This window comes from Marinomonas colpomeniae (assembly GCF_014803385.1).
GTDB classification, from domain to species: Bacteria; Pseudomonadota; Gammaproteobacteria; order Pseudomonadales; family Marinomonadaceae; genus Marinomonas; species Marinomonas colpomeniae.
On sequence record NZ_JACYFC010000009.1, the window covers coordinates 1 to 13839 of the forward strand.

Consider the following 13839-nt stretch of genomic DNA (forward strand, 5'->3'; position numbering starts at 1 on the left):
CGAGGGCGTATATTAAGGATCTACAGATTTTGTGCAACCCTTTTAACGAAAAAAGACCAATTAATAGCGTTTAATTCGTAAAAGAGTAAGGATCGATCAATTAACAAACAACAAAAAGACTAAATCGATCACTTACCCATCAACAATTAATCATTAAAGCTCTTTTTTAATACTACTCCAATCTACATTAGGAGAACTAAGACCATGCCTACCTGCATAACCGGAGCTTTTCGGCTCCTCCCAACCCTCTAAGGATGAAGGCTCTAATTTATATATCTCCACTTCTAAAGGGTGACAAGTAGATAGTGGATCTTTTGCGTCAGGGCCCCACAAATCAACAGACAAATCTCCACCAGGGCAGCACGATAAAGCACACAATAGATCCATCTCTGCAAAAAACTCTAAATAATCTCCTTTCTTTGCAGGGCAAGCTTTCATGAAATACTTATCTTCATCATTAAGACCAGTACACTGAAAAACATTCAAAACATCATGCACATCAAATTCAGTCAAGCCAAAAGGAATTACGGCTCTAACTAGGTTTGAATGACAGTGAAAATCGAAATCCTCACCAGTTAAGAGTTTATTAACGTAAGGATCGCAACGCGTTCCCAATAAATCATGAACTCTACCGCCCTCAGCATCCTGACCGTAATCAGCAAGAGTGTCGTCTATTATCGTTGCCATTGGGCGAAGAAATGGCAAGGTCGACCAAAGGCGATCATAGGTACTAACATGAGCACTTTGCAATTGACGAGTACGAGATGCCCACATACGTTCACGAGGATCATGTTTATTCCACATATTGAAATCCCCTACCTGTGGCCCTTCAGACACACGAATACGGAAAACATGCCCAGCTGGAACTTCCCAAGCCTCTCCTGAACGCATAGAGACTTTAATAGTATTAACCAATGTTCGCTTAACAGCACCCTCTTTTAAAGAACTATAGAATGCCTTATCTACAGCTAATTTTGACCCAGGACCTGCTCTGTACGCGGCTTCCACATTACTCATCACTAACTCCAGTTTATTTAATATTTGACTTAGGGTAGTTAAAGTGGAAACTCAAATAAAATGACATTATTTAAAAATACATGACAAAAATTAATGAGAGTTCATAATGGGACACCCATATACCGCTTTACACACGTTTCATCTCGTCGTTCGCTTCCAAAGCTTAAAACACACTGCGGATCACCTGCATTTAACAGAATCTGCTGTAAGCCATCAAATTAAGCGCTTAGAAGCACAATTGGGCTACACCTTATTTTATAAATCAGGCAGACAACTTAAAACGACACCAGAAGGAAAGCGATTATCCTCGGAACTGTCTGCTTCTTTCGATCATATCGACCAAATACTATCTGAACCAAAAAACACCATTCACAATACGATCACTCTTTATTGCCTACCGTCATTAATAGAATTCTGGCTACTTCCTCGATTATTAAAATTTAAGGAAGCACACCCTAATTATGAACTTGTTATTAAATATCACTCTTCATCTCCAGACTATTTGGATGAACACAGCTTGCGCATAGGAAGTCACGAAAAAGAAGGCCCTACACCTTATATACGTTCAAAAATTTTGTCTGGTGAAACGATCCCTGTATGCAGCCCAATTTACATGAATCAACAGCACGTTTTTTCCAGTAAAGATTTATTAGAAACAGACTTATTACACGACCACACAGAAGAAGGCTGGAGAAATTGGTTTGCTCTTCAAGGCCTTACTTTGAATAAACCAACTCAACTTATCTATGAAGATTTTCACCTCTTAAAAATGGCCACTATCGCAGCGCAAGGGGTTGCTCTATGTCCAGAAGCGCTCATTCAAGAAGATTTAAAGAACGGAACACTAATCGCACTTTCTACTAAGAAAAGTAATATCGGTCACTACTATGCCATTGAACAAAATAAGTACGCTCACTCCAGTATCAATACATTAGCTAAGTACCTTACTTGAAACAAAAAGGCCTTCTAATCTTTCGTTTAGGAGGCCTTTTAAAAACAGTCGTTAGCTAACTATCAACCCAACCATTTTCTCGCATTTTGGAACAAGCGCAACCAAGGAGCCTGCTCTTGCCATTCGTCTGGGTGCCAACTATGTTGAACCGTACGATAAACACGCTCTGGATGAGGCATCATGATTGGCATTCTTGAACCTTCCATTCCCGCCAACAAGATAGAGTTCGATTTCTGAACTTCCACCTGAACCAGACGCCCCTCAAACTGAGCCGATTCATTACGAACAAACTTCGGCCAATGCTCAGTACCAGGAATCAACTCATGCAGAGTTGATAGCATTTGACAACCATTACACACACCTAAAGTGAATGTATCTTCACGCTTGAAGAAAGATTCAAATTGATCACGAGCAACTGGATTGAAAAGAATAGATTTAGCCCACCCCTCCCCAGCACCTAATACGTCACCGTATGAGAAACCACCACAAGCAACTAATCCATTGAACTCATCAAGCTTGGTTCGACCAGAAAGAATGTCGCTCATATGATCATCAACGGGTACAAAACCGACTTTATGGAAAGCAGCAGCCATTTCCACATGACCATTAACACCCTGTTCACGTAATACTGCAATTTTAGGCCTCTTACTTGATCCAACAAAAGGCAATGTAATGTCTTCATTAATATCAAATGTCAGCTCTGTCGATAAACCAGAATTGTGGCCCAATTACTAACACTCGCGCGTTTGGCAAATAAGACGGTGGAGAAGACTTACCAAGATAGTCATGTATTAAAAGAAACCCGATAGTTTCTTGCAGAGCTGATGCCACTGGCATGGACTAAAACAGTGGATATCATGCGGTTTTGTCCACAGAAAGAATCTGAAAAATGAATTTACCCGATGTTGTCCGGCTATTTAGACACGTTATTACAGAATTTAGTGAGTAATGCGATAAAGTTTCCCACTACACAGAGTGTGATAGAAGTGCATGTACAACAAACCGATCCGGAATTCATCCTAACCGTAGTTGACATGGCCGTCGCGTCGATGCCGCAACAAAGCAAAGATTGGTCGAGCGGCTCTACCGTAAAGGAATAGAGTTTGGGGCTGGATTAGGCCTTTCAATCGTACAAAAAGTGTCTCTATTGTATTCAGGAGTATTGCTCTTGAAGACACACCCGCTAGTGGGTTTACGGTGATCGTCATCCTGAGGAAAAACATTAAAAAGTATCATTATTAGATGTATAAACGTCCCAATACGGACGATCACTTTCCAACTTTTCGATTATAAAGTCTAAGAAAACACGTACTTTTGCTGGCAAATGACGTCGTTCAGGAAATACGGCATAAAAATGATGCAGCGGGAGAGTATAACCCGTTAAAAGAGGAATGAGCCTTCCCTTCATAATATCTTGACCAACAACAAAGGTTGGGATTTTAGCGATACCGAGCCCTGCTAACGCGGCTTCTTGTAATGCTTCACTGTTGTTGGCTTGATAGTTACCATCAATCTTGGCTTTGTGTGTTTCGTCGTTTCGATGAAATACCCATTCATTACTGTTGTAATCGTAAGCAAAACGGACGCAGTTATGGGCCATTAAATCTGCTGGAAAAGTCGGCGCTCCACACCGTTTTATATACTCAGGAGAGGCACAAACAACACTCCGGCAAGAAACTAATCGACGCGCAATTAATGTTGAATCTTGCATTTCTCCTGCTCTAATCGCGATGTCAAAACCACCTTCTACTAAATCAATTTTTTTATCATCCATCAACATATTGAGTCTGATGTCAGGGTAATGGGTTAAAAAACTTGTCACCAGAGGGGCCAAATGCAAGCGACCAAATGACATGGGAGTACTGATTTTTAATGTTCCCTTAGGCTTACCTTGTAATTGAGTCACCGAATCAACGCCTTGAGACGCTGCGGTGATTGCCTGAAGCGCATAGTGAAAATACTGTTCACCTGCTTCCGTTAAACTGAGTTTTCTCGTTGTACGATGTAGTAGCTTTACGCCCAAGGTATTTTCTAACACGCTTATGCGCTTACTAACCGCCGATTTACTGGTGCCAAGGTGTTCTGCCGCTTTTGAAAAACTGCCATTTTCTACGACCGCAACAAAAACTGGAATGGCTGAAAACGTGTCCATATAATGACTGCTTAGTTATTACTGTTGAATTAAACTCTACAATTAGTTTCTTTTAAGTCGGTTTATTAGTCAATTGAAAACAATGTAAAGTTCTCCTTAGCGTATCACTCTTCTTAAGAGTGATAAAAATGAAACTTGGGCTTAAATAATAAAGGTAAGGAAATAGCATGAATATCTTCCAAGCAATTGAGCAACGTCGAGCGGTTAAGCATTATCAAACCAATAAAAAAATGTCAGAAATGGATTTTAAAACGTTAATGGATTCGGTGTTACTTTCTCCAACGTCTTATAATATTCAACACTGGCGTTTTATACGAGTGACGGACGTTGACCAAAGGGAAAAACTAAAAGACGCGGCTTGGGGGCAAGCTCAAGTGTCTGAAGCTGCTGAACTATTGGTGTTATGTGCGGATGTAAATGCGTGGAAGGATCGTCCTGAACGATACGTAGCAAACAGCCCTAAAGACACTCAGGATATGCTACTGCCAATGATTCACAATTTTTATCATGAGAAAGAACAGACACAACGAGACGAAGCCATGCGTTCATGTGGCATTGCTGCTCAAACTATGATGCTAGCAGCGAAAGGTCTTGGCTACGATTCCTGCCCTATGGTGGGTTTTGATCGTGATAAAGTCGCGGAATTAATTTGCCTTCCTGACAAACATGTTATTGCGATGATGATAGCGATTGGTCACGCTGAAAAAGCCGCTTACCCGAGAGCGGGGCAACTGCCGTTGTCTGAAGTACTTATGGAAAACCAATTTCATCCATCAAATGCTGAGTAGCTTTTTCTTAAATTCTTAAATTCTTAAATTCTTAAATTCTTAAATTCTTAAATTCTTAAATTCTTAAATTCTTAAATTCTTAAATTCTTAAAATAATAATATTCGATTAATAAGCGATCAAAAAACTACAACATAAATACATTCGTCAATTCGGCTTATTAAAAACCCAAAAAAGCCTTCTAATCTTTCGATTAGAAGGCTTTTAAAAAAACAGTCATTAAATCACTATTAACCCAACCATTTTCTCGCATTTTGGAACAAACGCAACCAAGGAGCCTGCTCTTGCCATTCGTCTGGGTGCCAACTATGCTGAACCGTACGATAAACACGCTCTGGATGAGGCATCATAATAGTCACTCGACCATCTTCTGATGTTAACCCTGTTACACCCTCTGCTGAACCATTTGGGTTAAACGGATAACGCTCTGTCGCTTGCCCGTAGTTATCTACATAGCGAAGTGCTATTTGAGCAGATTTCGCCAATGCGGCGATATCACCTTCATTGCGATATTCCGTTTGACCTTCACCATGAGCCACCGCGATTGGCATTCTTGAACCTTCCATTCCCGCCAACAAGATAGAGTTCGATTTCTGAACTTCCACCTGAACCAGACGCCCCTCAAACTGAGCCGATTCATTACGAACAAACTTCGGCCAATGCTCAGTACCAGGAATCAACTCATGCAGAGTTGATAGCATTTGACAACCATTACACACACCTAAAGTGAATGTATCTTCACGCTTGAAGAAAGATTCAAATTGATCACGAGCAACTGGATTGAAAAGAATAGATTTAGCCCACCCCTCCCCAGCACCTAATACGTCACCGTATGAGAAACCACCACAAGCAACTAATCCATTGAACTCATCAAGCTTGGTTCGACCAGAAAGAATGTCGCTCATATGAACATCAACAGGTACAAAACCGGCTTTATGGAAAGCAGCAGCCATTTCCACATGACCATTAACACCCTGTTCACGTAATACTGCAATTTTAGGCTTCTTACTTGATCCAACAAAAGGCAAGGTAATGTCTTCATTAATATCAAATGTCAGCTCTGCCGACAAACCAGGATCTTTTGCATCCAACAAGCTATCAAACTCTTGCTGAGCAGAATCAGGATTATCACGTAATGCCTGAATACGATAGCTTGTTTCAGACCAAACGCGATGCCAGTTAATACGAGTTTCTTCTAGCAGCACCTCTCCAGCCAGACGAATACGAATACTGTCATCACCAGATAATGTCGCAATAGGCAAAACAGAGACACCAACTTTTTGGTAAGCCGCAATAATACCGGTTACATCAGATTCATTAACTTGAATAACCGCACCTAACTCTTCACTAAATAATGCAGGAGCAACTTGAGCGCGATTTAATGCAACCGCATCAAGGTCGACATTTAACCCTAAATGGCTGGCAAACGACATTTCCGTTAATGTTGCAAACACACCACCGTCTGAACGGTCATGATAAGCGAGCAATTTACCTTCTGTATTTAGAATTTGTGTCGTATCAAAGAAACCAGCCAAAGCGGCAGCATCATCAACATCAGGCACTTGTTTTCCAAGTTTATTATAAACCTGAGCGACAACAGAACCACCTAGGCGATTTTGACCCGCACCCAAATCGATTAACAATAAACGAGTATCGACTGATTTTTTCAATTCAGGCGTCAAGGTTTTACGTACATCAGCTACTGGAGCAAATGCCGTAATAACTAAAGACAATGGAGAAGTAACAGCTTTTTCTTCGCCATCTTCTTTCCAGACAGTCTTCATTGACATAGAGTCTTTACCAACTGGAATCGCAATATCCAATGCTGGGCACAATTCCATACCCACTGCTTTTACAGTTTGGTAGAGTTTTTCGTCTTCACCTTCATGACCTGCTGCGGCCATCCAGTTTGCAGATAACTTAATGTTATTACGTTTAGTAATTTGCGCTGCTGCCAAATTAGTTAGCGCTTCACCAACTGCCATACGGCCAGATGCTGGAGCATCAAGTAAAGCCATTGGTGTGCGTTCACCCATGGTCATCGCCTCACCTGTATAGCTTTCTAATGAGGATGTAGTTACCGCCACATCTGCAACAGGAACCTGCCAAGGCCCAACCATTTGGTCGCGAGCAACCATTCCAGTAATGGTTCTATCACCAATGGTAATAAGAAAGTTTTTACTTGCTACCGTTGGCAAACTTAGAACGCGTTTCGCCGCATCAGCAAGATCTACATCAACTGCAGTGAAATCATCGCCAAGAATGACAGCTTTGTTTCCTTCACGGTGCATTTTAGGTGCTTTACCGAATAATACAGACATTGGTAAATCAACAGGCTTGTTGCCGAAGTGGCCATCAGCCACTTCTAAATGAAGCTCTTCTTTTGCATCACCAACAATGGCAAAAGGGCAACGCTCACGCTCACAGATCGCAGTAAATTCATCAACACGATCAGGCGAAACGGCCATGACGTAGCGCTCTTGTGACTCGTTACACCAAATTTCTAAAGGTGACATGCCAGGTTCATCATTTAGAACTTTACGTAAGTCAAAGTTTCCGCCGCGCTCACCATCCTTTACTAATTCAGGTAAAGCATTAGACAAGCCACCAGCACCCACATCATGAATGAAACTGATCGGGTTTTTATCACCAAGCTGCCAACAACGGTCAATTACTTCCTGACAACGACGCTCCATTTCTGGATTTCCACGCTGAACCGAAGCAAAATCAAGATCTTCATTGCCATCCGCAGACGCCATAGAAGACGCGGCACCACCACCAAGACCAATCAACATTGCAGGACCGCCAAGTACGATTAATTTCGCACCGACTTTAATTTCCTGTTTCTCAACATGATCACGGCGAATGTTGCCTAAACCACCCGCCAACATGATTGGCTTGTGGTAACCACGCACTTCTTCTTGAGAAGCACCTTGAATTTTTTGTTCGTAAGTACGGAAGTAACCCAACAGATTTGGACGACCAAATTCGTTATTAAACGCCGCGCCACCAATAGGACCTTCGATCATGATATCCAAAGGTGTCACGATACGTGAAGGTTTACCGTAATGACTTTCCCATGGCTGTACAAAGTTAGGGATTTTCAAATCAGATACGGTATAGCCGCTTAAGCCTGCTTTAGGTTTAGAGCCAATACCTGTTGCGCCTTCGTCGCGAATTTCACCACCAGAACCCGTCGCTGCACCAGAAAAAGGTGAAATAGCCGTTGGGTGATTGTGAGTTTCAACCTTCATCAAGATATCAATGTGCTCTTGATTGAAATCGTATTCACGGTTATCTGGTGACGGATAAAAACGTCCACCAAAATGACCTTCCATTACAGCCGCATTGTCTTTATAAGCAGACAAGGTACCTTCAGGGTTATGTTCATGGGTATTCTTAATCATTTTAAACAAAGAACGTTCTTGCTCTTCGCCATCAATCGTCCAAGAAGCATTAAAAATCTTATGGCGACAATGTTCAGAGTTTGCCTGAGCAAACATCATTAACTCGATATCAATTGGGTTACGGCCCAATTCAATAAACGACTCAACAAGATAATCAATTTCGTCTTCCGCAAGAGCCAAACCTAGCGTTTGATTTGCCTCAACCAACGCAGCACGACCACCACTTAACACATCAACACTTGTCATTGGTGCTGGTTCTGCATGCAAAAACATACTGATTGCATCGCTCAATGCCGGGAGCACGCTTTCAGTCATACGATCATGCAGAATCGTGGACAACAGATCCAACTCTTCAAGCGACAAGGCTTTCGAGCTATGAATAAAGTATTCCACACCACGCTCAACACGTGACACAGAAGACAATCCGCAATTATGAAGAATATCAGTTGCTTTCGATGACCAAGGTGAAATAGTTCCTAATCGAGGAACCACTAATACACTTTGATCAGATGAACGGACTTGGGAGGATTTAGGACCGTAGGCTAAAGCTCGCTGCAGAACAATATCTTGCTCAGTCGTAAGCGTTTGATTATCAACCAACTCCACAAAATGGAGAAATTGAGCATCCACATCGACAACCGATGGGACAGATGCTTGCATATTGGCTAGTAACTTTGCCTTGCGAAACGCCGATAGCGCCGCAGAACCATGCAGGGTTAGCATGTTTAGTGTTGCCTCACTTGGTAGTTTTGGGGGAAATGCCGGGGTATTTTAAATCAATGAGGTAAATAGAGGCCAGAAAAGTCTCAATTTTTTGTACAAATTAGCGCAAAAAATCGACTAAATAGGCTTTTTAGCCAATTCCTTAAGCTTCTTTTTTTGCTCGCGACGATATTGGAAAAATTGAGTGAGTTGAGAAGACGCCACTTCTGCTAACACACCAGAGTGAACATCAACCTGATGATTCAGAAAAGGTGCATCAAAAAAACGCCCTTGGCTTTCGGCCACACCACTTTTGGGCTCAGTGGCTGCATAAACAACACGATCAATTCGAGAATGGATAATCGCGCCAGCACACATAGAGCAAGGTTCCAAAGTAACATACAAGGTCGCACCAGGTAATCGATAGTTGTTCGTCGCTTTACACGCCATACGAATCGCTTGGATTTCTGCATGGGCCGTAGGATCGCATAATGAAATAGGAGAGTTATAACCTTCTCCAATCACTTCATCGTTCAATACGACAATCGCCCCTACTGGAATTTCATTTTCCAATGCAGCCTTAGTCGCCAACTCTAGCGCCAACTCCATCCACTTTTGATCATTCATTATCGATTTCCCTCAAGATGGCTAGACTACCTTAAATACATGATTGCCTTTATTATGCAATTCGCTCTAAACTAAAACCCACTATTGGAATACACACAAGGATATTCGTTTATGCAAACAGTGGCAGACCTAATGATCACCAACTTAATTACGCTACGAGAAACTGATTCTTTAGCGACCGCCAAAGCATTGATGCAAGAAAAGCATATTCGAAACATTCCGATTGTAAATGACAAGGAAGAATGGGTAGGCATGCTCACACAACGTGAATATTTACGCCACGCATTTCACCTTGTCAGTCAATTTGGCACTCAGCAATTGTCTAAAAAAGAACAACAAACACCGATTACCAATGTCATGACAAAAGACATGCAAACACTCAGCCCTGACACAGAACTGAGTGTTGCGGCCGAATACTTCATTGAACATAAGTACGGTAGTTTACCTGTTACTCAGGACAATAAGTTAGTTGGCATTTTAACACCTATCGACTTTGTGAAATTCGCTTCAAAGATGTTAAAAGACGCTACTTAAATTAGATTGCCCTATAGCGTTAGAAGGCGTGAGTAACACCTCTTTCTCCACTTTAACCTCAAGTGCCTGAACACCAAAGTCTGTTTCTGATAAAAGAAACGTCACAGACTGACCCTTTCTAAGGGTTTTATGGCCTTCACACGCGATTGATTTGTAATGAACAAATACATCGCTATCGTCTTCTCTTTTAATGAACCCCATACCTTTGGCGTCATTAAACCATTTAACTGTTCCAGTTAATCTATTCATTACTCTAATCGCCTCTTTTTTATTTTTATTTGAAAGTAAGCGCGAAGTTAGAAGCCGAAAACGACTTCTAACTTCTATTTATTTACAAAGATTGAATACTTAGTTTTTGCTCTTCTAATTTGCTCACAGCCAATTGCAAGTCATCACATTTAGCTCGTTCTTTTTCAACAACTTCAACTGGCGCTTTCGCTACGAAGCTGTCATTAGATAACTTGCCTTGAATACGCTGCAAATCTTTTGATGCTTTATCAATTTCTTTTTGCAAACGAGTTAATTCAGCATCCTTGTCGATCAACCCAGCCATTGGTACCAATACTTCCATATCTCCAACCAAAGCTGTCGCTGACATAGGCGCCTCATCACCAACATTCAACCAAGTAACAGTATCTAACTTAGCCAAGGTTTGTAAGAAGGTTAAATTAGCATCAAGACGAGCTTTATCTTGTTCTGACCCGTTACGGCATAAAATCGGCAATGGCTTAGAAGGTGAAATATTCATCTCACCTCGGATATTACGAATACCTTCAATAACACCCTTAAGCCATTCTACATCGGCTTCGGCTTCTGTATCTTTTTTACTGTCATCAGCCGTTGGGTATTCTGCCAACATCACTGTTTCACCTTCCACACCAGCCAAAGGAATAATCTTCTGCCAAATTTCTTCCGTTATAAAAGGCATCATTGGGTGTGCAAGACGCAGAAATGCTTCTAACACTCGAACCAAGGTACGGCGCGTTCCCATCAATTGAGCTGGCGTTGCGTTTTCATCCCAAAGTACGGGTTTAGATAACTCTAAGTACCAATCACAATACTCATGCCACATAAATTCATATAAAGCTTGCGCTGCTAAATCAAAACGATGCGTATCAAAAGCACGATTCACAGTGTCTTCAGCTTGCTGCAAACGAGAGATAATCCACTTATCAGCAAGAGACAATTCAACTTCAGCACCATTCTGGCCACAGTCTTGATCTTCCGTATTCATCAGAACGTAGCGCGTAGCATTCCAAATTTTATTACAGAAATTACGATAGCCTTCTAAGCGATTAAGGTCGAACTTGATATCACGACCACCAGACGCTAATGAACAAAGCGTAAAGCGTAAAGCGTCCGTACCGTAAGACTGAATACCTTCGGGGTAGGTTTCGCGCGTATTTTTCTCAACTTTAGCCGCTAAACGTGGCTGCATCATTCCCGAGGTACGCTTTTCAACCAAAGTTTCAATATCAATACCGTTAATCAAATCCAATGGATCGATTACGTTACCTTTTGATTTGGACATCTTATCGCCACGTTCGTCACGAATAAGCCCTGTAATATAAACTGTTTTAAAAGGTACTTTGTCAGTAAATTTCAACGTCATCATGATCATTCTGGCAACCCAGAAAAAGATAATATCGAAACCGGTTACCAATACATCAGACTCACTAAACTCAGTGAAGTCTTGAGTCTCTTCTGGCCAACCTTGCGTTGCAAATGTCCAAAGCGCAGATGAAAACCAAGTATCTAAAACGTCTTCGTCTTGCGTTAATTCAACGTCAGCCGCTAGACCGTGTTTCGCACGAACTTCCGCTTCGTCTTTGCCAACGTAGAATTTACCATCTGCGTCGTACCAAGCTGGAATCTGATGCCCCCACCAAAGCTGACGCGAAATACACCAGTCATTGAGGTCGCGCATCCAAGAAAAATAAGTATTTTCCCACTGTTTTGGTACAAACTGGATATCACCATTCTCAACAGCTTCAATAGCAGGTTTCGCTAAGGTTTCAACAGCAACATACCATTGCTTTGTTAAATACGGCTCTATTACTGTGTTACCACGTTCACCACGCGGCACTTTCAGCTTGTGGTCTACTACTTTTTCCAACAAACCTAAAGCATCAAAGTCTGCAATAACAGCTTTACGCGCTTCAAATCGATCCATACCACGATATTTTTCAGGCGCAACATCATTGATAGCCGCGTCGTCCGTCAAAATATTAATTAATGGCATGTCATGACGCTTACCCACTTCATAGTCATTGAAGTCATGGGCAGGTGTGATTTTCACACAACCAGTACCAAACTCTTTGTCTACATATTCGTCCGCAACAATTGGAATACGACGACCAACAAGAGGCAATTCAACCTCTTTACCCACCAAATCAGAAAAGCGTTCATCATCTGGAGCGACCGCAACCGCAGCATCACCAAACATAGTTTCTGGGCGAGTTGTTGCTACCACAATGTAGCTATTTCCTTCTGCCGTTTTCACGCCATCCGCTAATGGATAACGGAAATACCACATAAAGCCATTTTCTTCTTCTGAAATAACTTCAAGATCTGAAATCGCAGTGTGTAAAACCGGATCCCAATTTACTAAACGCTGACCACGGTAGATAACGCCTTCATCATATAAACGAACAAAGACCTCTTGAACTGCCGCAGACATGCCAGGGTCCATGGTAAAGCGCTCTTTATCCCAAGCAACAGAGTCGCCTAAAACACGCATCTGATCAGAGATAGTACCGCCAGATTGATCTTTCCAGTCCCATACTTTTTCAAGAAATTTTTCACGACCTAACTCATGACGAGTCACATTTTGAGCCGCCAATTGACGCTCAACAACCATTTGAGTCGCGATACCTGCATGGTCGGACCCAGGCTGCCATAGCGTTCGGCTACCTTTCATTCTCTCACGACGAATAATGGAGTCCATCAAGGTATGCTGAAAAGCATGCCCCATATGCAAACTACCAGTGACATTTGGTGGTGGGATCATGATAGAAAAAGGAGTGCCGTTGCCCTGAGGAGTGAAATAACCACCCTCTTCCCAACGTTGATAAATAGGCTGTTCGATACTTTGAGGTTGGTAGGTCTTTTCCATTTTAGTGTCTTAAGGCTCTTATGTGGCGGTCAATTAAAATATTAGGGAATTATAACGTGTCATAACAATATAAAGAACAACATGTATAGGATTAATGCTGTCTATCGAGGCAAGGCGAACAATAAACTACTCCTTTTTTCCCGAAGCTTGGTCAGCATTCAGCGCCTGCATTACTTCGGCAACCAATTCTGGCAAACGTCTTTCAAGCACAGCCGTGATCGCTTGGGCGATAGAGTCTTGTGAATAAGACAATGAAGGCACATCCGTTTTTAGAGTTTCTACACCCTCATGAGAGCCATCAATAGATTGTGAAAAATACTCTTCTTGACTCACACAAGCGGTCAATTGATCAGCAACGATATCCATTAAAATTGGGATATCATCTTGATTACGCAAAGCAGAAATCAAAGTTTCTTCGTCTGGCTCAAGAGCACCATCATCATGCTGAGTGGCTAGATCTGACATAAGGAAAACCAATAGTAAGAAAGCGAAATACAAATAGCCAAGTAAGTATAATTACTCAACCAATCATCTATTACCCTCAACT

The 13839-nt window shown here is 41.8% G+C and carries 10 protein-coding genes and 1 pseudogene; 3 read left to right on the top strand and 8 right to left on the bottom strand.

Annotated elements, in window-relative coordinates; translation table 11 throughout:
- Positions 1-153: 153 nt before the first annotated feature.
- Positions 154-1017: an urea carboxylase-associated family protein gene (locus IF202_RS16785; RefSeq protein WP_191596071.1), complete on the bottom strand. Its 864-nt coding sequence runs from the start codon at positions 1015-1017 to the stop codon at positions 154-156.
- A 106-nt stretch (positions 1018-1123) separates the two neighbouring features.
- Here IF202_RS16785 and IF202_RS16790 point away from each other — a divergent pair, with 106 nt between their 5' ends.
- Positions 1124-1969: a LysR family transcriptional regulator gene (locus IF202_RS16790; protein WP_191596072.1), complete on the top strand. Its 846-nt coding sequence runs from the start codon at positions 1124-1126 to the stop codon at positions 1967-1969.
- A 62-nt stretch (positions 1970-2031) separates the two neighbouring features.
- On the opposite strand, the pseudogene IF202_RS16795 reads toward IF202_RS16790, so the two are convergent.
- A pseudogene (locus tag IF202_RS16795) lies at positions 2032-2682 on the bottom strand (phosphoribosylformylglycinamidine synthase subunit PurQ); the annotation flags it as partial.
- Positions 2683-3191: 509 nt separating this feature from the next.
- On the bottom strand, positions 3192-4121 hold the full coding sequence (locus tag IF202_RS16800) for a LysR family transcriptional regulator (protein WP_191596073.1): 930 nt from the start codon (positions 4119-4121) through the stop codon (positions 3192-3194).
- Between the two features lie 167 nt (positions 4122-4288).
- Between IF202_RS16800 and IF202_RS16805 the strand changes: the two genes are divergently transcribed.
- Positions 4289-4909, top strand: coding sequence for a nitroreductase family protein (locus tag IF202_RS16805; protein ID WP_191596074.1), 621 nt, complete (start codon positions 4289-4291; stop codon positions 4907-4909).
- A 228-nt stretch (positions 4910-5137) separates the two neighbouring features.
- Here the strand turns inward: IF202_RS16805 and purL are convergent, their stop codons facing one another.
- Both purL and tadA read right to left on the bottom strand, forming a co-directional pair.
- Entirely contained in the window at positions 5138-9037 is a 3900-nt protein-coding gene (gene purL, locus IF202_RS16810) for a phosphoribosylformylglycinamidine synthase (RefSeq protein ID WP_191596075.1), read from the bottom strand.
- A 117-nt stretch (positions 9038-9154) separates the two neighbouring features.
- Positions 9155-9643, bottom strand: coding sequence for a tRNA adenosine(34) deaminase TadA (gene tadA / locus IF202_RS16815; protein WP_191596076.1), 489 nt, complete (start codon positions 9641-9643; stop codon positions 9155-9157).
- Positions 9644-9754: 111 nt separating this feature from the next.
- Here tadA and IF202_RS16820 point away from each other — a divergent pair, with 111 nt between their 5' ends.
- On the top strand, positions 9755-10177 hold the full coding sequence (locus IF202_RS16820; protein WP_191596077.1) for a CBS domain-containing protein: 423 nt from the start codon (positions 9755-9757) through the stop codon (positions 10175-10177).
- Here IF202_RS16820 and IF202_RS16825 read toward each other — a convergent pair.
- The 3 genes from IF202_RS16825 to IF202_RS16835 all read right to left on the bottom strand — a co-directional run bounded on the left by IF202_RS16825 (position 10160) and on the right by IF202_RS16835 (position 13757).
- Positions 10160-10426 (bottom strand): cold-shock protein, encoded by a 267-nt coding sequence (locus IF202_RS16825; RefSeq protein WP_191596078.1) that lies wholly within the window; start codon positions 10424-10426, stop codon positions 10160-10162. The genes IF202_RS16820 and IF202_RS16825 overlap by 18 nt on opposite strands.
- 82 nt (positions 10427-10508) lie before the next feature.
- The gene (locus tag IF202_RS16830; RefSeq protein ID WP_191596079.1) at positions 10509-13292 is read right to left on the bottom strand and encodes a valine--tRNA ligase; all 2784 of its coding nucleotides are present in this window, start codon (positions 13290-13292) and stop codon (positions 10509-10511) included.
- Positions 13293-13418: 126 nt separating this feature from the next.
- Complete coding sequence (locus tag IF202_RS16835) at positions 13419-13757, bottom strand: hypothetical protein (protein ID WP_191596080.1); 339 nt, start codon at positions 13755-13757, stop codon at positions 13419-13421.
- Between the last annotated feature and the right edge of the window lie 82 nt (positions 13758-13839).